A 23,417-nucleotide genomic window follows, 5' to 3' on the forward strand; every position below is an offset into this window, starting at 1 on the left:
GCTCAGAGCTTCGACAGGACCAGACCGGCGCCGCCGAGAAGGGCGACGTCGTCGGCGGGGCTCTCGTTCACGACCACCCGCGGCGGTTCGGCGCCGGTGGCCCACGACGAGTCCTCGCGCAGCCGCTGCTCGATGCGGGCGCGGAAAGGGTCGCCGCCCTCGGCCGCTTCGCCGTGCAGGACGAACAAACCCGGGGCGAAAAGCTGCTGGATGTTCACCAGCCCGAGCGCGATGTTGCCCGCGTACTCGTCCAGGAGCGGGTCGCCGGCGAGTCCGCGCACGGTCTGCGCGGCGAGGCCTCGCCGCTGCGCTTCGCCGCGCAGCCACGGCGTGGTCGCGACAGTTTTCCAGCAGCCGCGCGCACCGCAGGTGCATTCGCGGCCGCTCGCGGCGACCGTCATGTGCGCGCCGCTGCGGCCGCCGGGCGGGGCGAGGACTTCGCCGTCGAACAGCAGTCCGACGCCGAGCACTTCGCCGGTCGAGACCGACGCGAAGGTGCTGCGGCCCTGGCCTGGCCCGAACCAGCGGTCGCCGAGGACCTGCAGGCGGGCGCGGTGCTCGACGTGGACCGGGACCCCGGCCAGGCGGCCGAGTACCTCGGCAATCGGGTAGCCGTGCAGCGCCGGCACCTCGTGCACTTCGATGATCGTCCCCGAGCTGGCGTCGACCAGCCCGGCGGAGGCGACCCCGATCGCGGCCGGCGCGGTCGGGAACCGAGCCACTTCGGCGAGCGCGGCCGCGATGCCCGCCGGGGCGGCGGTGCGCGCGTAGGTCGCTTCGGCGCGCCACCGCACCGCGCCCGCCAGATCCAGCAGCGCGGCGCGGATGCGGCCGGGGAGCAGTTCGACCGCGCCGAGCACCGGCCCAGCCGCGGACGGCGCCGCGACCGGCGCGGGAACCAGCCGCAGGGCCGGGCGTTCGCCGGAATTCATGCGGTCACGATGCCACGCGCCGCGCCGAGAAGGGAGGCCACATGTCCGAACTGACGCGAATGACCTGGCGGGAGACGCGCGCCGCCGGGCGGTCCGCCATCGCGGTTGTGCCGATCGGCTCGCAGGAACAGCACGCCGGGCACCTGCCGATGGGCACCGACACGATGCTCGCCGAAGCCGTCACCGACGCAGCGCTGGCCCGGCTCGGCGGCGACCCGGAGGTGGTGCGGCTGCCCGCGCTGCCGTTCGGCCATAGCCCGCACCACCTGTTCGCGGCCGCGGTGTCGCTGCGCGCCTCGACGCTGCAGGCGGTGCTGGACGACGTGCTCGACTCCCTGGCCACCAGCGGATACCGGCGCGTGATGATCGTCAACGGCCACGGCGGCAACGACGAGATCATGCGGCTCGCGGTGAAGCAGTACGTGCTGCGCGCGGACGTCGCGCTCGCCGCGTGCTCGTACTTTTCGGTCGGCGACGGCCAGGTGCCCGGGCACGCGGGGATGTTCGAGACCTCGCTCATGCTCGCGGCGCACCCGGACCTGGTGCGCCCGCCGGAGCCGCGGCCGGTCGTCGACCCGCCGCCGCTGTTCTACGACTCGCCGTACCCCGGGCTGACCGTCGAACGGCACGGCGAATGGGCCCGCGCCGGCGGGACCACCGACGACGCCGCCGCGGCCACCGCCGCGCACGGCGCGGAACTGCTCGCCGGGCGCAGCGCCGCGCTTGCCGAGGCGATCCGGGCGTTCGACCGCAGCACCCGCGACAGCCACGCATCCACCGAAGGGGCGCAATGAAGATCACCGACGTCGACGTGCGGGTCGTCAATCTGCCGCTGACCAACCCGTTCACCAGCTCGTTCGAGACGAAGACCGGCGAAACCCGCACCGTGGTGCGGCTGCGCACGGACACCGGGGCGCAGGGCTGGGGCGAGACGATGTGGGGCCGCCCGGTCGCCGAGCTGACGCGGAAACTGGGCGCGGAGATGATCGGGACCAGCCCGTTCGCGCTCGAAGCGTTCCACCGTCGCCACCACATGGTCCCGTTTTTCCACGGCTACCTCGGCTATGCCGCGCTCGCCGCGCTGGACGTGGCGTGCTGGGATCTCATCGGCCGCGCGACCGGCCAGTCGGTGACCGACCTCCTCGGCGGCCCGGTGCGCACCGAGGTACCGATCACCGCGCTGATCACCCGCGCCGACGCACCCGGCGCGAAAGGCGCGGAACTGGCGCAGGTCCTGGCCGAGCACACGGCGAAAGTGGTGGCCGAAGGCGGTTTCACGGCCGTGAAGCTGAAGGGCACCCGGGACATGCGCGGGGATGTCGAGATCCTGCGTGCGCTGCGGAGCGCATTGCCGGAGGTCGAGCTTCGCGTCGACCCCAACGCCGCGTGGTCGGTGCCCGACTCGATCCGCGCCGGGCTCGCGCTGGAGGAGCTGGACCTGGAATACCTCGAGGACCCGTGCGTCGGCATCGAAGGAATGAGCCAGGTGCGCGCGAAAGTGCGGATTCCGTTGTGCACCAACATGTGCGTAGTCCGCTTCGAGGAGTTCGCCCCGGCAGTGCGCCTCGGCGCGGTCGATGTGATCCACGGCGACGTGTACAAATGGGGCGGCATCTCGGCCACCAAGGCGCTCGCCGCGCACTGCGAAACGTTCGGCCTGGGCATGAACCTCCACAGCGGCGGCGAACTCGGCATCGCGACCGCCGCTCACCTGGCGGTAGTCGCGAGCACCCCGGTGCTCTCCCGCGCGATCGACAGCATGTACTACCTGCACGCGGACGACATCGTGGCACCGCTGCACCTGTCGAACGGCCGGCTGAGGGTGCCGTCCGGGCCGGGACTGGGGGTCGAGGTGGACGAGGAGAAGCTGGCGTTCTACGCGGCGAAGAACGAGAGGGAAGGCGACTTGACTGGCTGAGCGCGCCGGGACGCGCACCCGGTGCCGCATTCCCGCTCGAGCTCCGGGTCGAGAAAGCATTGGGATTGACGCGGATGGGCCAGGTGTCCCGGCACCCGTCAGGTTGTGGTTCCTCGGAGTGCCGGCTGGTACGGCATCATGGCGGTGGGAGGACATCCGCGACGTCGGCGACCTGGTTGAGGAACGCGTCGGACGGGCGGCCCGTGATCGGGTCGGTTTCGGCGATGACGACCAGCTTCCCGTCCTGCCGCGACCGGTAGTGCTTTCCGGTGAAACGAAAGCCGCCTGCTTCGAGAACCTTTGTTCCGAACGGGGTGACGTCACCGGATCCGTACGTGTCTTCCAGCCTGCGGAGCTGTACGGCTGATTCGGCCGACGGCATCTTCACCCACGTGCCCGATCCGGCGATCGTATTTCCGTTGCTGTCCTGCACGACGAACAGCAGCTGGTCGAGCTTTTGGCACGGGTGGCGCAGGAAGAACTGTTGAACCTGGCCGAACGACTGGACGGCGCAGCGCAGCTCCTTCCCGATCTCCTTCCTGACCTCCTTGAGAGCGAGCCGTCGCCATGCCTCGGCGCGATCGCCGTTGCGGGCGGCCTTCTTGCTGTTGGCGGTGTCCGAGCCGGACACGCTCTTGGTCGTCGCGGCGTCGAGTCCGGCGCCGACCGAAGTGACTGTGTCTCCGCCGCTTGCCGCCCCCACGACTGTCGCCAAGACGGCCGCGGTTAAAACGCCGCCGGTCTTGATCCATTTGCCGTCGGGGCCTCTGGGCTGGTTCGGGTCGAAAGGCACGCGCTGCGCTCCTGAGCTGAGTCGGGGACGGCTCGACTTTGTCGTAACAGAAGCCGGCCGAAAGCTGCGAGCACGAGAATCATCTGATCGTCTCACTCTCTGCAGTTCCGCGGTGATGCATTCGGATACTTCCTGCGGCACATCGGAATCGCTTCTCCACACGCAGAGGCACGGCCTGTTGTGGAGCGGTGCTGGTGGGGCAGGTGGAATTGCAGGGCGATGGAGATCGAATTGGCGGATGCGGTGGCGTCGGTGCGGGACGAGTTGCTGGAGGCTGCTTCCCAGAGCGCGGGTGCTGGGGTGGAGTTCGTGACGGGTCCAGCGGAACTGGAGTTCGCGGTCGAGTTGCGACGGGATGCGAAGGCGAATGCGGTGGTGGTGGCGACCTGCTCGTCGCAGGGGAGAAGGACCGGCGGGCGGGTCCGGGCGATGTATCAGGGCAGGTCGGTCGCTGACCGGAGAGGGTGCCGAGCACTCTGGGGGACCATCTGAACGGCGGGTGCGTTCTGGCTGCGAGGGTTGTTCGAGGAGTTCGCTACTGCCGCTGGGTGTGAGCCCGGACTAGGCTGCCCTGGTGCGCGAGGGGGCTCTCGCTACTCAAGCTTCCGTCGGATGCTCTGTCGTCCAGCGTCGAGCTGGCACGAGAGCTCATGCGCGCGGACGTCGGCCCCGCAGCGGGAGAGGAGCGGTCGTCGACCCCTCGCCTCAGATGTCGCCGAGGAGCCGTGCCGCCTTGATGCTGAGGTGCAGGACGAGGCGGCGTTCCCCGTCGCTGAGGTCGAAGCCGGTGAGGTCCTCGATGCGGCGGAGCCGGTAGTAGATCGTCGCCCGGTGCACACCCAGGAGCTCGGCCACCGCACGAGATTCGCCCGCGCGGTCGAGGTACGTTTCCGCGGTGACGAGGAGCTCGGGATCGGCGTCGACGAGCGCGGCGATCGCCGGCGCGGCTCCCATGCTGCGGAGCTGCTCGCGCGGCTGAGCGGCGAGCAAGGCGTAGATCCCCAGCGCGTCGTGGCGGGCGACGGGCCGGAACCGGGGGATGACGTCGGCGACCCGGATCGCGTCGAGAGCCTGCTCGTACGAGGTCGCGGCGTCGGCCAGGCGCGTTGCCGGACGGCCCACGCCGGCGACGACGGCCTGCCACCGGTCAGCGCGTCCCAGGCGCTGCTCCACCGACGAGCACATCTCTTCCGCGAGTCGCGGAACCCGCTCCAGCGCGCGCTGCGTCACGACGAGCAGTCCGTGGCGGGGGCGGATCAAGACCATGCTTTCGCGGACCGGCGTGGCGGTCGCTGCAGTGCGCAGAGCCGCGCCGAGCACCAGCCGGTCGCCCGCGTCGACCTCTTGCCCGGCCACCGGCAAGGGCGCGACGACGATGACGATCACGCCGTCGCGCGCCGCGAAGAGCTCTGATTCCACGAGCCCGTCGGCAGCGAGGGCGCGAGCCGCGGGGTCCTCCGACATCAGGTCCCGGAGGAACTCCCCGACGCGGGCGTCGTGCAGCTCGCCCAGCGCCCGCTCCCGGAACAGCACTTCCGCGGCTTCTCCGGCGGCAACACCGGCGAGAGCGAGCCCCGCGGCGTCCACCGGCTCGTCGGCGTCGATGAGCCACAGGTAGCCGAACTGGACGCCTTGAAACCGGATCGGGATCGCAACCCGAGGAAGCAGGCCGAGCTCCTCGGCAGCGGGGAGGCGTACCGGTCCCTCGGCGCGGGAAAGTCTGAAGCCCCGTAACCAGGCCACCCCCTCGGGGGGAGCTTCGCGAGTCAGGATCACCCGCGCTCGCATGTCGTCGATCGGACCGGCCTGCGCGCTGTAGGCGAGCAGCCGGAAGTGGACGTCGTCGATCGCGACCGCCCGGCCCAGCTGCCTGGACAGAGTGTCCACCACCCGCTGCAGGTCTTCGCTCACGCCAACCGCGTGCCTTCCCTCGTTCGCGGCGCCGCCGCGACACTCCATGTCCGCGCGTGAGACTAACTTCAGTGGGTGTCGTCAAGCGACGCGACGACGTCGAGCTCGACTCGAAACGGCGAGACCAGTTGCGCGCCGATCGTCGTCCGGGCGGGACGCCGTTCGGGGAACTCTTGGATCCAGACCTCGTTGTAACCGGAGAAGTCCCCGAGGTCGGCCAGGTAGGCGGTGACCTTGAGGATCTGTTCCGGCCGCGCGCCTGCCTCCGCCAGCACCCGCCTGACGTTCGCGAAGGCCGCGCGGACCTCGTCCTGGAACGCACCGGCGACCGGCCGCCAGCTGGCGTCGACACCGACCTGGCCCGACAACAGCAAGAGATCGCCCTGCCTGATGAACGTCGGTGCGGGCGGCGGGGTGACTGCGTCATGGCTCATCGAAGCCTCCTGGCGAGCTTGTCCGGCCACGGGCTCACCCGCGGCGCAACGGGTCGAGAGGGATCAGCTCAGGGGCGGCGGTTCCGCTCATGACCTGCCCGGCGAGCAGCTTCCCGGTGACCGGTCCCAGCGTCACGCCCCACATGCCGTGGCCGCCCGCGACGTGGACGCCGGGAACCTTTGTCGCTCCGATCGCAGGAAGGCCGTCGGGCGTCAGCGGCCGGGATCCGACCCAGGGTTCGCGGACGTCGTCCCAGCCGGCGTCGAGCAAGGGGCGGAGCGAGCGCAGGGCGGAGTCCAGGCGGCGGCTTTCGAAGGGCGCGTCCCGGTCGGCGATCTCCATGGCGCCCGCGACGCGGACCCGATCTCCGTACGGGGTGAGCGTCACCCGGGCGCCGGGCAGATAGACCGGGCTCGGGAGCGGTTCGGCGAGCCGGACGCTGCACGAGTAACCGCGTCCGGCCTGCACCAGTACCCGAACCCCCAGCCGGCGGCCCAGCTCCGGCAGCCATGCCCCCGTCGCGAGCACGACCGCGTCGGCCCGGCGCGGTGGTCCGGTCCACGTGTCCACCTGCAGTCCGCTCCGCCCGAACCCGATCGACCGCACGTGTGCACCCTCGACGAGCTCGCCGCCCCGCTCCCGCACCGACTCGGCGAGCGCGTCGAGGAATGCGCCTGGAGCGAGGAACCGCTGTCCGTGCATGTGCACAACCTGCGTGATCCGGTCGGAGAACGGAGCCTCGTGGCCTGCCGAGATCCGGTACGAGACCTCCTGGCCGGCGGAGCGGGCGGCGAGAAGCTCGTTTTCCAGCCCCGCGGTGTCCTGGCCGGCGGTGAACCCGATCCGGAAGGTCCGTTCGTGGACCTCGGCCGCGACGCCGCCCTTCATCAGCTCGTCGAAAGCGCTGAGGCTTCCCGCCGCCAACGGCTCGAGCGCGGCCATCCCTGCTCGCCATCGTGACGCGGTCGCATTCCGGGCGAATCCGGCCATGAACGCCAGCGTCGCCGCGGACAACCGTCGGCTCACCGAGACCGGCGAGCCTGGGGTGAGCAGACTTCGCACGCCCTCCCGCAGCAGGGACGGCTCCGCCAGCGGCACCACCATGGCCGGCACGAGGTAGCCGGCGTTGCCCCACGACGCACCCGCCGCCACCTCCGACCGCTCCAGGATGGTGACCTCCGCGCCGTGCTCCTGCAAGAACCACGCACACGAAAGCCCGATGACGCCGGCCCCTACGACCACAACGCGCCGAGGCGAGAGTTCTCCTGACATGTCGGCTCCTGAACGGGATGGGCTGCTCGGCCACCGCGGCAGCGCCTGCTCTCGACCGCCTCGCGCACGGTTCATCGCCAGACGCTCTCGGCCACGCGGAGGAAATTCCCGCCCAAGATCCCTTCGACGGCTTGCGGCGCGTAGCCGCGGTCCAGCAAGGCAGCGGTGATGGCGGGCAGGCGCTCCGGTTCGACGAACTCCAGCCGGTCCCATTGCGCGTAGCTCGGCGGGAACAGGTCCGGGTTCGCGGTCAGCTCGTCGCCTGCCTGGTCGAAGCAGAAATCCAGCCCGAGGCCCACCTGCTCCCAGCCGAGGAGCTCCACGGCGTGGTCGAGGTGGCGGAGGAGCGCCTCGGTGCTCGCGTCGTTGTCCCCCAGGAACATTCCCACCCCGTTGATCCCGACGACGCCGCCGGTCGCGGCACACGCGAGCATCTGGTCGTCCCAGACGTTGCGGGAGTCGTCGTGCACTGCTCGCGCGGCCGTATGGGACACCACCACCGGCGCCGTCGACGCCGCGAAGACGTCCATCGACGTCCGGTACGAGCAATGCGCGGTGTCGACGACCATCCCCACCCGGTTCATTTCGGCCACCACCTCTCGCCCGAAGTCCGTCAGCCCGCCGTCAGATTCGTCGTGGCAGCCCGAGCCGGCGGCGTTGCGCTGGTTGTAGGTCAGCAGCATGGTGCGCACGCCCAGGTCGTAGTAGGTCTGCACCAAATCGGTCCGTCCGCCGAGCGGGCGGGTGTCTTCCAGATCGAACGCGACGGCGAGCCGTCCGGTGGCCTTCGCCTCGCGCACGTCCTCGATCGTGCGGGCGAGCAGGTAGCGGTCGGGCCGGGCGAGCAGCTGGCGCCGGAAGCCCGACAACACCCGGATCGTGTCCGCGACGTCGTGCGGTGCGTAGCCGGCGTTGACCGACACGAACGACGCTCCAGCCTTCGCGTATCGCCACAGGACGTCGACGTCGGTGTCCGGATCGAGCGGCAGGCAGCAGTGCTGCTCCCACACCAACGCCTCTGCGTGGCACACCGCAGCGTCCTGACGGGTCGTGGGCATCAGTGGCTTCCGTTGACGCACGAGGGGCAGCCCGGCAGGCGCGCGCCGTGGTGGAGGGCGCGCTTGTAGTGCGTCTCTTCTTCGAGAGCGGGACGAATGTCCGCGGTCAGCAGCGGCTGTTCCGGCAGCGCGTCGCGATCCACCACCGCGCCGTCCTTGATGACGGCATGGATGGCCTGGTAGTTCTTGGCTCCCAGCAAGGGGTTCTCATCGAGGACGACCATGTCGGCGATCTTGCCGGTTTCGAGGGTCCCCAGGTCGTCGTCGACCTGGTAGGCCTCGGCGATGTTGCGGGTGGCGGCGCGCAGCAACGCCATCGGCGGCATGCCCTTTTCCTCCATGGCCCGAAGCCAGACGAAATGACCCGTTGCCAGGCGGTTCAGGCCCTCGTCTTCAGGCAGGCCGTTCCAGGTGCCCTTGATCATCGGCTCGTTCATGAATTCCGGGGCGAAGATGCCGCCGTCGTTCGCGAGGAGGATGGACGCTCCTGAGCCGATGAGGTTGCGGGCGTTGACATCCGAGGCTTTCCAGATCGTCCATTCCGGGTCCGAAATGGACTCCTTGAGGATCTTGAACCCGTTTTCGGTCAGCGGGAAGACGACGGCGCCGCAGTTCTTCTCGGCGAGGAGATCGAGGGTCTCGCGCGGGATCTCGGCGGGTCCGGTCGTGTTGGCGTGCTGCACGAGGTCGCAGCCCGCCTCGATCGCCATCCTCAGGCCTTCGACCGACGAGGTGTGGGCCTGCGCGGTGAGCCCGGCTCGATGAGCCTCTTCGACGATGACGCGCTGCGTGCGTTCCGAGAACTGGATGAACGCGCCGGCCGAGGCCCCGCCATGCTCGTTCGAGGCGTACTTGACGAAGTCCACGCCGCGCTCGACGTACGCGCGGACCTCCTTGCCGACCTCCTCGGGCGTGAGCCACATCAGGTGCCGCCCGACGTTCTCGACCCAGGTCGCGTTCACCCGGTCGACGATGTGGGAGCTTCCGACGCCGGGGATCCGCTTGTCGAAGTCGTCGGAGAACGGGCCGTCGAACCCGACGATGTTGCCGGCGCAGCGGATCCGGCTGCCAGGCGTCTCGCCCCGGTCGATCCGGTCGCGCACCGCCATCAGCGCCCGGCGCGGACCCCAGGTGTCGAAGACCGTCGTCAGGCCGCCTTTCAACGCGACTTGCGCGGCCTCGGCGATCAAGTCTTCGTAGCGACCTTCGTACCGGACGAGTGTCTCGAACATGATGTTGACGAGGAGGTGCACGTTGGCGTTCATCAGCCCGGGGATGATGAACTTCCCGCTGAAGTCGAGGGTCTCGGCCCCTGCGGGCACGGCCAGCTCGTCCGGGCGGCCGATCGCCGCGATGCGGCCGTTCTCGATCAGGATCTCGCGGCCGTCGATGCCCTTGTCCGCAACGCCGTCGATGACGGTCGCGCCTGTCAGCAGGAGTGACATCGTCGTCTTCCTTCCGTTCTCCAGTACGTCACAACACGTTAGATCCGTCGGTGCCGCCCAGATATGGACAGGAGTCGCACCGGTGGGCTGTCTCGTTCGACTCCAGTCGAATGCGGTGCCCCCGCCGGCTTGACAGAATTGCTTGATGCTCACTTCGGACGAACTGGCGGACCGGCTGTCGCGTCTGGCGGAAAAATTCACGGTGACGGGCGCGTCGGCCGCCCTGTGGCACGACGGCATGCTCGTCCAGGCCGAGACCGGCACCGTCAATGTGACGACCGGCGCCCCGGTGCGGCCGGACACGCTGTTCGCGGCCGGATCCGTCACGAAGACGCTCACCGTGTCCCTGGCGATGACCCTGGTGGAGAAGGGGCGGCTCGACCTCGAAGCGCCCGTGCTCGAGTACCTCCCTGATTTCACCACGGCCGACCCCGTCCGTTCCGCGGCCATCACCGTGCGCATGCTGCTCAACCATTCGTCCGGTCTGCCTGGCAACTACCTGCCCGACCTGGCGCCGGGCGACGACGTGCTCGAGCGGCTCATGGGAAAACTCGCGACATTGAACGTCACGGGCGTCCCCGGCCGGCGGTTTTCGTACAGCAACATGGGGATGAGCACGCTCGGCCGGCTGGTGGAAGTGGTCACCGGCGAGCGCTTCGACGTCGCGCTGCGTACCCGCCTCATCCATCCGCTCGGCATGACCGCGACCGCGGACGCCGAAGAAATGCTCCTCCATTCGACCGCAGTGGGGCACGTCGTCGACCCGTCGAGCGGGGCCGTCTCCCGAGTGCCTCGGCTGCGGGTCTGGCCCGAATACGGCCCGGCCGGCTCGCGCTTGTGGCTGGACGTCGAATCGCTGGTCCGTTTCGGGCGGATGCACATCGATGGCGCGACACCCGACGGACACCGCATCCTGTCGCCGGCATCCGTGGCGGAGATGCGCACGCCCCAGTACGACGACTTTTGGGGCTGCCTGCGCGGGTGCGCGAATTTCGGACTCGGCTGGGGAATCTTCCGGGAGGGCGACGACCCGGTGCTGACGCACTCCGGCGCCAACCTCGGCATGCATTCAACGCTCTACGTCATCCCGGCGCAGAAGGTCGTGTTGGCGGTGCTCACCAACAGCGCCACCGGGGGGATGCTGCATTCCACCTTGTGCACGGAACTTCTCGACGAGTTCTTCGACGTTCAGGGCCCGGCTGCCCTCGTCCCGCCCGAGGCAGGCGTCGAGGTTGACGATGAACGCTTCACCGGTGCGTACCGGGCCTCCGACGGCCAGGTAAAGGTCGAGATGCGCGACGGCCGGCTGCACGTACGGTTGATCCCGCATGCCGGCCTGGCTGAATGGGACCGGCTGATGGGCAGTCCTGCCGGGGACGGCCGAGCCATGCCGATCACGTGCATCGACAGTGAGCGGAACAGGTTCATCATGGATTCCGGCAGTCCGGGGAGTCAGGTGGCGGTGCAGTTCTTCGAACCGGGCTGGGACGGGCGCCCGACCCTGGTCCGGCTGGGGACACTCTACGAGCGGGCAGCATGATTGTGCAGCCCGAGGCTGCTTGCGCGGCGACCTCGAAACCGATCCGCTCCGCCTCGCCGAACGGACGGAGCAGGTCCGGTCGGTGCGCTTGATCGCGCTGCCCGTCGGTGCAAAGGGGAATCGTGTCTTTCTCCGGCCTGAACTTTCCGCAGCCGACCGGCACACCCGCGCTGCTGCAAGCTCACAGATCTCAACCACCGCCAAGTCAGGGGGCGACGGTGCGGCTCGGCGGCGGTTGGATGAGGCCAAGATTCGGAGGTTCCAGGATGCCATCGCGGCCGGGATCGCCCCGGCGGCGGTTGTAGAGAGCATCAACCGGGCGCAGGCGGACAGAGCGGTGGTACAGGCTGAGTTGGCGTCCGTCGGGGAACCCGCCGGGCTGAGCGAGGCCGAGGTCTACGCGATGGTCGACTCGCTCGGAGACAACGGCGCTGCGCTCGCCGACTCGGAGCCGGGGAAACTGGCCCAGCTCTACCGGGACCTTGCTCTTGACCTGCGGTTCGACCACGAAAAAGAGGCCGTCGATCCGACGGCCTCTCCACGGGTGAATAACGTGTGTGTCCGAGGACGATCTTGCTCGCTAACCACAACGCTCGCACCGCGTTCGTCGGGCAACCTCTGAGTTAGGCCGTTTAGCGCCCGGCGCGGGCAGGCGGGCGGTGCTGTGTCCGACGCGCAGCAGCATTGATCACGGGCGTCAACGATCAGCCGAAACCGTCATGACTCCGCGGAAAACCTTCTTCGCGCTAACGCTGTCACCGCGAAAAGAGACTCTTGGATCCGCGCCCGGACAGACATGCTAGCGCAGATCGACAGGGCACCAGACGATACCCGGCCCTGGGCCCTGTATTGCACCGTGATCCCAACTGAGGTCCTGAGCATCCACGCACCGAACGATTGAAATCTCGAAGTCCGCGTATTGCAGGGCAGCCATTCGCGTGAACAGCTCGTCAGGAAAAACCTCTGAGCGGGTGCATAGGGCGGAAAAGTCGGCAGACTGGTCGTCTGTTAGGGAGATCGACTCCTCGCAAGACCATTCGTCGAGGCCCACCAGAAGGTCGACACATCTCCCAGTGGGATCGAATCGAAGGCGGAAGGTCTCATGGACATCAAAATCGGGTGCCAGCCAGTAAACCTGCGCAACAGGGTCATCCACGGCACCCACCGTCATGGTTGCAAATCCGTGCGTCACGTGCCCGTAGGCAGCGATTCCCAGCCAACCCGAACGCCAGTCGTCAAGTTCAGCAGGCAGCCACGACTCCGTCGTGCTCGGATCGAGTGGAGCAGTATCGCTGGCGTCATTCATCGTCGGATCCTCATCTCGCTGCGGTGCCGCAACAGTTGCCTAGCGCAAGATTCCTAATGTGACACTGGGACTGCAAGGCACAGTAATGTAACTATCGATCGCGGAGGTGCGCCTGACGGCCGAAATGGTCTCACCCAACGAGAACGCTGACGGGGCGACGCTGGGGTTCGGCCTGGCCCCAGCCCGTCGACTGATCGTTTATCGCGGAATGAGGCAGTCTGAAGATGCCGGTGAGAGGGCGGGTGCTGCATCAGGAGGACCTCGATCAGCGCGTCGCTCGTATGTCCGGGCGGTGCTTCCGCGGCCCCTTGACACGGCAGGTGCCGGTGGAACGGTCATCGGGGCTGTCGTGCTGTGACAAGGCGGACTGGTGAACGAGGGCGTTCTGATAGGGGCGGGGTCGTCGGCTGGGCGCAGCCATGACAGGGTGACGTGCATGAACATCAGCGCGACCCGGCTTCGTGAGGGCGCTATCGGCGTCGGCTACGAGGGGCAAGAGATCGGGCCCTTCGTGGAGGCGCTCGCACGGCGGGGCGTGACGCGGCTGGTCGATGTCAGGCTGACGCCGATCTCCCGGAAACGAGGCTTCAGTAAGACGGCTCTGGGCCAGGCGTTGGCTGAGGTCGGGATTGTCTACGATCATCGTCGTGAGCTGGGGAACCTGAAGGCCAACCGCGCTGGGTTCGCCGGAACCGAAGCCGAGCTCGCTCAGGCGAAGTCCAGGTATGCCGAGCTGCTTGACAGTGCCGAGGGGCAGGCGAGTTTGAACGAGCTGGGGCGGTTGGCGGCTTCGGAGCGCATTGCTGTGTTGTGTTTTGAGGCCGATCAGCGCCGCTGCCACCGAGACGTGGTGCTCGGGGAGATCGCCCGCCGGTTACCTCGAGCCTGAGATGCGGCGAGGCGGGTAGTAGACGCCCAGGACGCTGAATGTCCGGGGGTGGGCTGCCACATTCCCTACGTAGAAGGCAACGTCATGGTCGGGGCCGCAGATTTCTCGGAGGAATCGCTGCCGGAGCGCTTCCTGCGCCGCGGCGTCGTCGAGATGATTCAGCCGCAGCTGGAGCCGGACGAACTCCCAGTCGATGAAGCCTTGTTTGTGACCCCGGCAGTTGACGTCTTGGCACTCGTAGTGGTACGTGCCGGTGAATCGCGGTGCCCGGAGTGGCGTGCGGTCCTCGTTGCCGAAGAGGCTGATCTGGCTGACGTAGGCGTCGATCTTGGCCTGTTGGCTCGGTGACCAACCCTGGTGACGGGCGATGCGGAGCGAAGTGATCTTCTTCGGCCTCATGAGGGCCAACGAGGTGCTGTCCATGGTGGCACCACGGTGCAGCTGGCACATCGTTGTCTCGGCGACGGCGGTGTCAAGCCAGGGGCGGCGGCGGTGCCAGCCGGTCAGGTGTTTCTCAACCTTCAAGGTCGACATCCGCGGCCGCCAGCTTTCTCTGCGGGAGTCCTGGCGTGCGGGTACCGCGTCGACGGACACGATGTCGTATTTTTTGAAGGTCGCGTCGCCGCCTAGCTCGCGGAAGTTGATGGGGTACAGGCGTATCCACCCTGGCCTAGCGGGATCAAGGCTCAAGCCGGCTACGCAGACTGTCTCGCCGTACTTGTCGGAGGGGTTGGGGGCTGCTTTGACCGTGACCAGCACCCGCAGCTGTACTGCTTGGTCGCCAGTCGGTTTTCGCTCGGGCATGTCCGGGGGTTGGCCGAACATGGGAAGTTGTGTCATTGGTCCTCCCCGTGACCAGCATGACTACTGAAAGTAGCGCCGTAGTCGCAGTGCTGTGAACGCCCGTAGGAGTGAATGCGTTAGCCGGTAGGGCTGCAAGCGAACGGGTTGACGGCGCCAGCGGAGGCGGACATTGACTTGGGGCGTGATCACCGCCAACCCCGCGACCGTTGGCCCGGGGAGTCGAGGCGCTCGTCAGCCTAACGGTGGAATGCCGATCAGCGACCGCGGCAACTTTGCACTGATCATGAGCTCAACTCGCCCCGAGCGCCCCGATATGCAGTGCTCCGCTTGTCTCGTAGACGGCACCGCGCCGGTCTCCGGTTTTGACGACCTTCTCTTGATCGAGGAGCGATCGAATCGCGGGCCCCCACTGCGTCTCGTCGATTCCGGTGAGTCGGATGATCTCGGCTTTGCCGAGCTGCCGCCCTTCCCGTTCCAGGCAGGCGAGGATGGTTTCAGCGGGGGTCGCGCGTTCGGCGCGTTCCGGAACGGCTTCGACGGGTTCGTCAAGGTGTCGTCGGATCGGGATCACCTTGGCTGCGCCGACGCGACGATACCGTTCCGGCGTGCAGGTCAGCACGATGATCTGCGAGTTGGTGTCCGCGGCGTTGAAGACGGCGCTCACGCGGGCGAGCCGCTCCGGGTCGCTGTGGCCCAGCGCGTCGTCGATGATCACCGGTGCGCCGTCGGCGGGGTCGATCAGCGCGGAGCAGGCGAGCCGGGTAATGATGCACAGCTGCTCGCGTGCGCCAGTCGACAGATCTTCGTAGCCGACCGTGACGTCGTCGAGGGTACGGCTGACGATGCGGAGATCGCCGTCGATTTCCAACCGCAGCGACTGCCCGAAGACGATCCGGCCGAGTCGTTCGATCTGGTTGCGGAAGGGTTTGACGTACGCCTGTTTGGCGGTTTCTCGTGCGGCGTGAAGCTTTTCGAAGAGAAGCCGGGCAGCGCTTCCACGGCTGTGCACGCTGTCGTACTGCCGCTCCGCCTCCGCCAGCGCCGTGCGTGCTTCCCCGAGTCGATCCTGCCGGCCCTCCGTGCCCGCCAGTTCGAGGCGTCCCGTCAGTTTGTCCAGCTCGGACGTGCCCGCGTCATGGTCTTTCCGAAGGCGTTCTCCCCAGACTTGTGCTTCGGTCAGCCGTGCTTCAACCGCGTCGGGATCCTGAGCGGTGAGGTTGGCCTCTGCGGCGTCCAGCGCGAGTCGAGCGTCGGACCGGGCAGCCTGGGCATCGGCGAGCTTCGCAGCCAACGACTCGTCGGAGGCGATGAGGCGCGCACTCGCCACCTTCTCCCGGGCGAGGCCGAGCTGCTCCTGAGCAGAGTCGGCTTGCGCGCGCAGCACGATCGCGCTGGTGTTCGCTGCAGTTTCCGCCGATTGACGTTGCTGGTAGATGTCCGAGGCGTCGGAGAGTTTGACCCGAGCCGTTTCTGCCCGGGCGCGGGCGTCGAGTTCGAGAGCCGTGGCCGACGTGAGGTCAGCGTCGGGACTGCCGGCTGCTGAGTAGGCGCTGACCCGAGCGGAAACCCGGACGCGGTCGCTCCAGATGTCGTCGAGGGTCCGACCGTCCAGCGCGAGCGCCAACGCCTGCTCGGCTTCGCGCCGATTCCCCTCGGCTTCGCGGCGGCTGGTGATGACGGCACGGGCTTCGGCGAGGTCGGAGACGCACATCTCGGTGCAGCAGCGCCGGAACTTGGCGTCGGCGTCCTGAGCCGCACGCCTCAGGTCCTGACCACTGCCGGGCTCGATCCGGAGTACCGCGAGATTGGGAATGGCGAGTTCGAGGGAATCGGTGACCGACTGCCGCGTGCTCTCGCCCGCGGCCAGGGTGATTTGCTCTCCGTTGACGAGAATGTCGAGCGTCGAGAGCGCGTCGAGCGCGACGGTAGGTGCGCTGGCTTCGAGCACTGCACGCGCTTCCCGACGTGCCGCATCGGCAGCTTCGAGCTCGGCGAGGCCAGCTTCGTCGAGTGCGCACACCGCGAGGAAGGCATCTGCCCGGTCGCGCTGCCGGACGGCGTCCGCGGCCCGGGCCTCGCGCCGGTCGAGGTCGTCGAGTTCGGCTTTGTCGCGGAGGTAGCGAACGTGGTCGGCAGCTCGACGTTCGTCGCGAGACGCGTCGTCAAAGGCTTGCTTGGCGTCGGTGAGCGCGCGCTCGGATTCGCTCGTCAAGCCCTTGGCCGTCGCGGCGGCGGCCTCCGCCCGGGACGCCTCTTCACCGATCGCTGCCACTGTGTTTTCCTGCTGAGTCACGGCAGACAGAAGCTCACGCCGAGTTGCTACGGCGGCCTCTGCGACATCGGCTTCTCCCGACGCGGCGTCGAACCGGTTGGCCAACTTCGCGACGTGAGTGCGCTGCTCGTCGAGGTCATGCCGGAGACGCAAGCATTCGGCCAGCTCGGCTTCCTGCTCGACCTGGCCGGCCGCCAGGACCTGAAGCTCCCGGGTCACTTCGGCGTGCCGCTCGACGTCGCGCTCGACTTCGCGCAATGACAGCTCGGCGGCCTCGACCGCGTACCTGGCCGCGTCGCGTCGCTCGTCCGCGGCCTTCAGCTCGGCCTTCGGCTTGCTGCTGGCCGTGTAGTACTGGAGAAACTCGCGCTCGACGCGTTCGAAGATGGTGGACTCTCCGCCGGTTTCCTGCGTGCCGCCTGCGGCTGCGTCGAGTGCGCGTGCCAGAGAATCGTTGCCGCCCAATGCGCTTTGGCTGATCGGCCGGTTCTGCTCGATCCGCAGCGCGGCCCACAGGTCGCCGTCGAGGGTCTCGGCGAGGATCTGCTCGACCCGCTGGTGCGCTTCCCGGCCGGTGAGAGTGGCCGGTGACGGCTCGAGCACGCGCAGAGTGGTTTCCGGCCGCTTGTACCACCGCTTGCGGTAGACGAATCGGTAGTTGCCGGCGGTGATTTCCGCGTCGACGTCCGGCCCGGCGTCGACGTTTCTCGGCCGGACAGCGAAAATTTGACTGCTCTTCGCGGAGTCGGGGCTCTTCAGCAGAAGGTCGATCGCTTCGATCATGCTGGTCTTGCCGACTTCGTTGGCGCCCTCGACGACGGTGACGCCGGACTCTGCGAAGTCGACCCTGCGGTCGGCGACCCCGCGGAAGTTCCGGAGGTGGACGTAGTGGATTTTCATGCTGCGCTCCTGGCGAGTCGGTAGAGCAAGCTGAGTGCGTCTTGGGCGGCCGGGTCGCCGGCCGCTGCCCCGACGAGTTCCTGCGCGGCGGCCGCGACGATGCCGGACAGTCCGAGGTCGGTGAAGTCGTGATCGTCGGGGAGCACTGCGAGATCCGAACGCCTGCTGGACACATTGAGCGCGGCGAAGACGTCGGAATGCGTGTCGGTGATTTCGTCGAGCCGCGCCTTGTCGGCGACGCTGATGCTGCCGACCAAGCCCAGCTTCAGGACGGTGCGGTCCTTGTTCGGCAGGTCGTGCAACCAGCGGTCGAATTCCTCGACGTCGGCGGCACGGTTGAGGTGGCGTTCGGCGGCGATGAACGACCAGGTGCCTACGCGGTGGTGCGTCACCCGGGCCTCCAGGTCGCGATCGAGGTCGACCACGAGGACGTTCCCCGGGTCGGTTTCGATGAAGTCGGTGACCTCGGGCGCACCGGAGTACCAGATCGCCCTGCCGGCGACCTGCGTCGTCGAGTGCCGGTCGCCCAATGCCACATAGTGAATCCGCCCGTCGGCCAACGCGTCGGACAGCGTGCCGGTACGGATCGTCGCCGGATTGCCCGGGTCCGGGCTGAGGGTGTCGACTGCACCGTGCCCGACGAGAATCCGTTGCACGCCAGGGTTCGGCACCAGCGCCCGGCATTGGTCACCGGGCAGGTCGGTGAGCGGATGCTTGACGTTGAGCGGTGCCGCGACCAGCTCGATTCCCGGCGCGATCTCGTGCACGCCTGGATCGGCGAGCACATGGACGTGGTCCGGGCAGCGGTGCTTGAACGCCGCCGAGCGATAGACCGAGCCGGCGTCGATCGTGTCGTGGTTGCCGGGCAGCAGGTACACCGGGACGGGAATCGACGTCATCGCCTCCAGCGCCCGTCCCACGACCTGGGGATGCAGCTGGTTCGCGTCGAACACGTCGCCGCAGACGACGACGAACTCGCAGTGCTGCTCGGCCGCGAGGTCGCCGATCGCCCGGACTGCCGCCAGCCGGGCGTCGGAGAACCGAGCTTGTGCCTCCGGTGACAGGAAATGTCTGGTCATGCCCAGCTGCCAGTCAGCTGTGTGCAGGAAACGCATCGATTCCTCTTTTCGGTCAGTGCCTCTTCGGCCCTCTCGCTGGCCGGTTGAGCCAGAAGCCGCTGGAGCCGTTGGCTCGGTGTGTGGTCATTGCCGGCCGGTCAGCCGGCGGCGGAGCTTGTCCAGGGCGCGGTGTTGGGCGACCCGCACGGCACCGGGAGTGGAGGACAGGAGTTCGGCGGTCTTCTCCGAGCTCATTCCGCCGATGACCCGGTGCACGAGAATTTCTTGTTGTGTGTCCGGCAATGTCCCGAGGAGCTCGCGCACCATGTGCCGCAACTCCGCGTCGAGCAGGGCCTGTTCCGGACCGCTGTCGGCATCCGCTCGCTCGGGCACGTCGGTCACGGCCGTGGCGAGGTCGCGTTGCTGTTTGCGATGGAAATCCGCGACCTTGTGGGCCGCGATGCCGAAAACGAAGGCGAGAAAGCTCCGGCCGGTGTCTCGGTAGGACGGGAGCGCGGTGAACACTCCGGTCAGCACGTCCTGGGCGACGTCGTCGGCTGAGGCGTAGCCCTGGCGCGAACCGATCCGCGCCCGGCAGTACCGGATCACCCGCGGCTGGATGGCCGTGAGCACCGCGGCGACCGCGTCGCGATCTCCTTCACCCGCCGCCTTGGCGACCGACTCAAGGTCGATGCCGTGCTCTGTGCAGGGGGTCATGGCTGCGCCTCACTGTGCGAAACATTCCGTCCGGCTGTTGACTCGACCACGATAAGACACGCATTGTTCACAGTCAACAATCTAATTCACGATGTGCTAAGCTAACGGCCAGTAAGCACGGAGGTGGGCATGTCAGACGAGGCAACCGTGACGTCGGCGGAGATCGCTCGGCTGGCCAACGTGGGCCGGGCCGCGGTGAGCAACTGGCGGAAGCGGCATCCGGACTTCCCGGAGCCGGTCGGCGGCACTTCTACGTTCCGCCGGGACGAAGTGGAGCAGTGGCTGCGCAAGCAGGGCAAACTAGCCGACGCGACCGCGGCCGACGCCGTGTGGCGGGTCCTCGACGCGCAGCCGAATGCACTCGACCTCGTCGCCGACCTTGCGGCTTACGTGGCCGACCAGCCCGGTACGAAGCCTTCGGCGGAGGTCCGCGACCTGCTCGACGGCCTCCCTGCATCCGAGCGCGCGGACCTCGTCGAAGCGCTCTGCTCCCGCGTGTTCGAACGGCAGCAACGGCAGCACCTCATGACGCCGACTGGCCTGTCGCATCTGATGGTCGAGCTCGCGGCCCCGCTCGCTGGCGTGGTGTTTGATCCTGCGTGCGGCTCAGGCAATCTCCTGCATGCGGCGGATCAGGCCGAGACACTCGTTGGGCAGGAGTTGGACCAGACGTTGGCCCGCCTGGCTCGCGCGCGCTTGAATACCGAGATCGCTGTCGGCGATGCGCTCCGGGCAGACGCATTCCCGGACCTGCGTGCCGATACCGTCCTCTGCGATCCGCCGTTCGGATACCGAGATTGGGGCCACGAGGAGCTGGGCGTCGATCCGCGGTGGGAGTACGGCTTCCCGGTAAAGGGGGAGGCGGAATTGGCGTGGGTGCAACACTGCCTCGCGCACACGAAGCCCGGCGGCACCGTCGTGATTGTTCTGCCGGCTAGCGTGTCCAGCCGCCGTTCCGGGCGGTTAATCCGCCAGGCGCTGCTTCGGCGCGGTGCGATCCGCGCGGTGGTCGCACTCCCGGCAGGGGCATTGATGTCGACGGGGATTGCCTTGCACCTATGGGTGTTGCGAAACCCCGCCGAGCAAGGCGTCGATCCGGTACTGCTCGTCGACGCCAGCCATCACCAGCCGCCGCGTCGGGGCCAAGTGGATTGGGCGTCGCTGGAAGCGGAGGTGCTCCATCCGTGGCGCGAGTTTCGGGAGACCGGTTCCGTGACCGATATTCCGGGCCGATGCCGGGCGGTCGAGGCCATCGAGCTGCTGGACGAAGACGTCGACCTGACGCCTGCGTTGCACCTCCCACCCGTGCCGGTCGAACTTGATCTTACCGCGGTCGCCGCAGCGCAATCGCGGGTGACTCGTCTCCTGGGCGAGCTCGGCGAGCTGCTCCCGGCGGTGCGGCAAGCCCCACGAGCTACCCGGGTGATGACGACGATCCACGACCTGTCCCGTGCCGGGGCGTTGGCTCTGTTCCAGCAGGCCGGCCCGGTGAACACCCGCGAAGGCGGTGCCGGTCCGCGGGTGCTGACGGGCCGAGACGTCGTGGCTGGCGAGTCTCCGACAGGGCGCGTTTCCGCGTCAGAACACGTCATTCCGCTTCAGCGAGGTGACGTAGTCGTCCCGATGCTCGCGGCTGGCGACGCCGTTGTTCGCCCGGTCGTCATCGAAGAAGACGACCTGGCCCTGGGCCCGAACCTGCAGCTCTTGCGCGTCGACGAAACCCGTATGGACCCGTATTTCCTGGCCGGTCAGTTGCGCGGCGCGAAGCCACGGACCTTCTCCTCGACCCTGTCCGGTGTGCACCGGACGGATGTGCGGCGGATCGAGGTACCGGTGCTCGATCTGGAGCGGCAACGCGTGCTGGGGGAGGCGTTCCGGCGGATCGCAGCATTTCAGACGGGGGTGGAGCTGGCGGCCGGGCTAGGGACGGAGTTGGCTGCGCAGCTGATCGAGGGGTTAGCCGACGGGGCCGTGGAACCGGGCGATTGAGCGGCCCTATCGCGTCCGAGTCATCTCGACGGACGACGAGCCTTTCGCTCGGGAATAAAGGGGCTGGGGGTGCCGCTCCAGGACACCGCGAGCGCGTCGCGTGCCCGGGTGCACGCGACGAAGAGCAGACAGCGCTCCTTGAGCAGGTCTGCTTCGTGCTGTTTCCGATCCACGTCAGCGGGCGTGATTTCCTTAGCGAACGGCACGACCTTCTCGTTGACGCCGACGACGGCGACGCATTGGAATTCGAGGCCCTTCATGGCGTGCATGCTTGCCAGACGCACTCCTTCAACTTCGGCACGAGGCTGATCCTTGACTCGTTCGGTCGGCACTCCGTCGGCACGAAGCTGGTCTTGGACCTTGTCGAGAGTCAGGTTGAAGCGGGCGCAGACCGCGATCTCGTTCGAACGCACGCCTTGGTCGATCCAGGCGCGCACGAGTTCCGACACAGCCACCGCTTCGTCCCGCGCGGAGGGATAGCCCTCGGCGATCGGCCATTTGCCGTGCAGCAGCGAGCGATATCCGGTCAGGCTGTCGGTGCCGTCACCGCTCAACTCTTCGACCGGCGTCCCGTCGATCACTCCGGTGGCCCAGGTCAGGATTTCCGCGGTGCTCCGATAATTCACGCGCAGCCGGCTGCTGCGGCCGGCAACCGAGATGCCGACCGCGCGCAGCGAGACGTGTGAATCGTAGATCCGCTGATGCGGGTCGCCGGTGATGAACAGGTCGTCCGGACCGGGTTTGACGGCGGCTCGCAGGACCCGCCACTGCGTGGGGTGGAGGTCCTGGGCTTCGTCGACGACGACGTGGTCGACGCGATGCTCGTCCGCGGTGGCCAGCAGTTCGGCCGCGCGATCGCAGATCTGAAGGTGGGTGGTGGTGCCTGCAGCACTCAATTCGGCGAGGAAGGTTTCGATCGCCGGCCAGACCTTCACCCGCTGGGCTTGCTGCAACGGCGCACCGCGGCCCCGCCGGTCTGCGAGCAGGTAGTCCTTGCGTGAGTGCACTTGTTGCGCCAGCACAACATGCCGGAATTCCTGCACCAGGAACTGCTCCGACCAGGGCAGATTCTGCGCGCGGATGATGCGCCGCCAGATCTGCCGTTCGTCCGCGTCGGTGATCGGGGACTGAGCGCGGCCCGAGATTTCCCGGACAACGCGGTTCGCGTAAGCGTCCACTGTGGTCACCTGCACGCGAGCCAAAAGGTCATCGTCTTCCAGGAGCAGTGCGAGATTCTCCCGAAGGCTTTTCGCCAATGCGGTCGTGAACGTGGTCAGCAGCACTCGAGTGTCGGCGGACCGCGACAGCAGGTGCTTGACGCGGTGCAGAGCGACCACGGTCTTCCCGGTGCCCGGACCGCCGGTTACCTGGGCCGGCCCGTTGTAGGAAACCCGGTAGGCGACGCGCCGCTGCGACCGGTGCAGGAACACCCGCCAGGCTGCGAACGGCTTCTCCAAGATCTCGGTGAGCTCGTCCGGGTTGGTGATCAGAGTGATCCGGCTGCGGGTGTTGACGATGGCGCGCGCGAGGCTGTCTCCAGTGTCGTCGGCATCTTCCGCAGGCCGTCGTTCGACCACGAGATCTCGGTAGACCTCTTCGGGCGTGAACCCTTCGGTGAGGAACTGCAAGACCTCGAACTGGTCTTCCGGCAGCAGACCTCCGAACGCTTCCAGCTGTCCTTCGTCGGTGATCGCCCGCGCCGCTCGCAGCACCTGGTCGTCGATCCCGAGGTCACGCAGCACCGTGTCGGAGTACTTGGCGAACAGGCGCGTCGGAGCGTTGCTCGCTGCCTGTTCGAGCGGCGGCGTGAGTTCCTCGATGGCGACGACGTTGCGGACCTCCACCGCCCGGGTGGCGCTGTTGACGGTGTACAGCCGCTTGGCCGCCCAGCCGTAAGCGTCATCGTGGGGAACGACGTTGAGCAACAGGAAGACGTCGCTGCCGTCATCGGGTGCGAGCACGACGCCGCGCCAGAAGTCGGTGATGCGGATGGTGCGCATCCGAGGATCGCGCGCGTTGTCGACCGACTCCAGGTGCAGGCCCTTGTCGGCGTGCAGCTCGGCGACGCTGAGCTGCTGGAACTTCTGCATCGCTTTGCGCACACCCGACTTGACCTGCTTCTCCAGCCGGTCGTAGGTGTCCCAGAAACTGTGCGCAAACGCGAGATTCGGCATGGCT

20 protein-coding genes are annotated in these 23,417 nt (G+C 67.8%); 7 read left to right on the forward strand and 13 right to left on the reverse strand.

The features are described from left to right. Positions 1–2: 2 nt before the first annotated feature. On the reverse strand, positions 3–932 hold the full coding sequence (locus H5411_RS06310) for an ROK family protein (protein WP_183123240.1): 930 nt from the start codon (positions 930–932) through the stop codon (positions 3–5). 41 nt (positions 933–973) lie between these two features. Here H5411_RS06310 and H5411_RS06315 point away from each other — a divergent pair, with 41 nt between their 5' ends. Further along, positions 974–1,726, forward strand: coding sequence for a creatininase family protein (locus H5411_RS06315; RefSeq protein ID WP_183123241.1), 753 nt, complete (start codon positions 974–976; stop codon positions 1,724–1,726). Next, positions 1,723–2,850 carry a mandelate racemase/muconate lactonizing enzyme family protein gene (locus H5411_RS06320; protein WP_183123242.1) on the forward strand — a complete coding sequence of 376 codons (1,128 nt, stop codon included), beginning with the start codon at positions 1,723–1,725 and terminating at the stop codon, positions 2,848–2,850. Before H5411_RS06315 ends, H5411_RS06320 begins: the two co-directional genes overlap by 4 nt. Positions 2,851–2,986: 136 nt before the next feature. Here the strand turns inward: H5411_RS06320 and H5411_RS06325 are convergent, their stop codons facing one another. Further along, on the reverse strand, positions 2,987–3,784 hold the full coding sequence (locus H5411_RS06325; RefSeq protein ID WP_312877784.1) for a hypothetical protein: 798 nt from the start codon (positions 3,782–3,784) through the stop codon (positions 2,987–2,989). 78 nt (positions 3,785–3,862) lie between these two features. On the opposite strand from H5411_RS06325, the gene H5411_RS46945 reads away from it, so the two are divergent. Next, the gene (locus H5411_RS46945) at positions 3,863–4,135 is read left to right on the forward strand and encodes a trypco2 family protein (protein WP_246368805.1); all 273 of its coding nucleotides are present in this window, start codon (positions 3,863–3,865) and stop codon (positions 4,133–4,135) included. A gap of 213 nt (positions 4,136–4,348) precedes the next feature. Here H5411_RS46945 and H5411_RS48865 read toward each other — a convergent pair whose 3' ends face one another. From H5411_RS48865 to H5411_RS06350, 5 genes are all read right to left on the reverse strand, one after another. Beyond that, a complete protein-coding gene (locus H5411_RS48865; protein ID WP_183123243.1) occupies positions 4,349–5,554 on the reverse strand; it encodes a PucR family transcriptional regulator in 1,206 nt (401 codons plus the stop codon). Between the two features lie 68 nt (positions 5,555–5,622). Beyond that, positions 5,623–5,988, reverse strand: a complete 366-nt coding sequence (locus H5411_RS06335; RefSeq protein WP_183123244.1) for a RidA family protein — start codon at positions 5,986–5,988, stop codon at positions 5,623–5,625. A 34-nt stretch (positions 5,989–6,022) separates the two neighbouring features. Further along, positions 6,023–7,261: an NAD(P)/FAD-dependent oxidoreductase gene (locus H5411_RS06340; RefSeq protein WP_183123245.1), complete on the reverse strand. Its 1,239-nt coding sequence runs from the start codon at positions 7,259–7,261 to the stop codon at positions 6,023–6,025. A 71-nt stretch (positions 7,262–7,332) separates the two neighbouring features. Beyond that, complete coding sequence (locus H5411_RS06345) at positions 7,333–8,319, reverse strand: dipeptidase (protein WP_183123246.1); 987 nt, start codon at positions 8,317–8,319, stop codon at positions 7,333–7,335. Further along, on the reverse strand, positions 8,319–9,764 hold the full coding sequence (locus H5411_RS06350) for an amidohydrolase family protein (RefSeq protein ID WP_183123247.1): 1,446 nt from the start codon (positions 9,762–9,764) through the stop codon (positions 8,319–8,321). The genes H5411_RS06345 and H5411_RS06350 overlap by 1 nt, the downstream gene beginning before the upstream one ends. A gap of 145 nt (positions 9,765–9,909) precedes the next feature. On the opposite strand from H5411_RS06350, the gene H5411_RS06355 reads away from it, so the two are divergent. After that, positions 9,910–11,304, forward strand: coding sequence for a serine hydrolase domain-containing protein (locus H5411_RS06355; RefSeq protein ID WP_183123248.1), 1,395 nt, complete (start codon positions 9,910–9,912; stop codon positions 11,302–11,304). Positions 11,305–11,323: 19 nt separating this feature from the next. Next, positions 11,324–11,926 (forward strand): hypothetical protein, encoded by a 603-nt coding sequence (locus tag H5411_RS06360; RefSeq protein WP_183123249.1) that lies wholly within the window; start codon positions 11,324–11,326, stop codon positions 11,924–11,926. A 177-nt stretch (positions 11,927–12,103) separates the two neighbouring features. On the opposite strand, the gene H5411_RS06365 is transcribed toward H5411_RS06360, so the two are convergent. After that, positions 12,104–12,610, reverse strand: coding sequence for a hypothetical protein (locus H5411_RS06365; protein WP_183123250.1), 507 nt, complete (start codon positions 12,608–12,610; stop codon positions 12,104–12,106). Positions 12,611–13,046: 436 nt separating this feature from the next. On the opposite strand from H5411_RS06365, the gene H5411_RS06370 reads away from it, so the two are divergent. Beyond that, positions 13,047–13,499, forward strand: a complete 453-nt coding sequence (locus H5411_RS06370; RefSeq protein ID WP_183123251.1) for a DUF488 domain-containing protein — start codon at positions 13,047–13,049, stop codon at positions 13,497–13,499. Here the strand turns inward: H5411_RS06370 and H5411_RS06375 are convergent. The 4 genes from H5411_RS06375 to shbA all read right to left on the reverse strand — a co-directional run bounded on the left by H5411_RS06375 (position 13,485) and on the right by shbA (position 19,250). Further along, entirely contained in the window at positions 13,485–14,339 is an 855-nt protein-coding gene (locus tag H5411_RS06375) for a hypothetical protein (protein ID WP_246368806.1), read from the reverse strand. The two genes, H5411_RS06370 and H5411_RS06375, sit on opposite strands and share 15 nt — an antisense overlap. A 253-nt stretch (positions 14,340–14,592) precedes the next feature. Next, positions 14,593–17,475, reverse strand: a complete 2,883-nt coding sequence (locus H5411_RS06380; protein WP_183123252.1) for an AAA family ATPase — start codon at positions 17,473–17,475, stop codon at positions 14,593–14,595. Then, on the reverse strand, positions 17,472–18,590 hold the full coding sequence (locus H5411_RS06385; RefSeq protein WP_183123253.1) for a metallophosphoesterase family protein: 1,119 nt from the start codon (positions 18,588–18,590) through the stop codon (positions 17,472–17,474). The genes H5411_RS06380 and H5411_RS06385 overlap by 4 nt, the downstream gene beginning before the upstream one ends. An 87-nt stretch (positions 18,591–18,677) precedes the next feature. Continuing rightward, entirely contained in the window at positions 18,678–19,250 is a 573-nt protein-coding gene (gene shbA, locus H5411_RS06390; RefSeq protein WP_183123254.1) for an RNA polymerase sigma factor ShbA, read from the reverse strand. 129 nt (positions 19,251–19,379) lie between these two features. Between shbA and H5411_RS06395 the strand changes: the two genes are divergently transcribed. Continuing rightward, a complete protein-coding gene (locus H5411_RS06395) occupies positions 19,380–21,239 on the forward strand; it encodes an N-6 DNA methylase (RefSeq protein ID WP_183123255.1) in 1,860 nt (619 codons plus the stop codon). A gap of 20 nt (positions 21,240–21,259) precedes the next feature. On the opposite strand, the gene H5411_RS06400 is transcribed toward H5411_RS06395, so the two are convergent. Beyond that, entirely contained in the window at positions 21,260–23,413 is a 2,154-nt protein-coding gene (locus H5411_RS06400) for a UvrD-helicase domain-containing protein (protein ID WP_183123256.1), read from the reverse strand. Between the last annotated feature and the right edge of the window lie 4 nt (positions 23,414–23,417).

Origin of the sequence: Amycolatopsis echigonensis, from assembly GCF_014174495.1 — a bacterium.
GTDB classification, from domain to species: domain Bacteria; phylum Actinomycetota; class Actinomycetes; order Mycobacteriales; family Pseudonocardiaceae; genus Amycolatopsis; species Amycolatopsis echigonensis.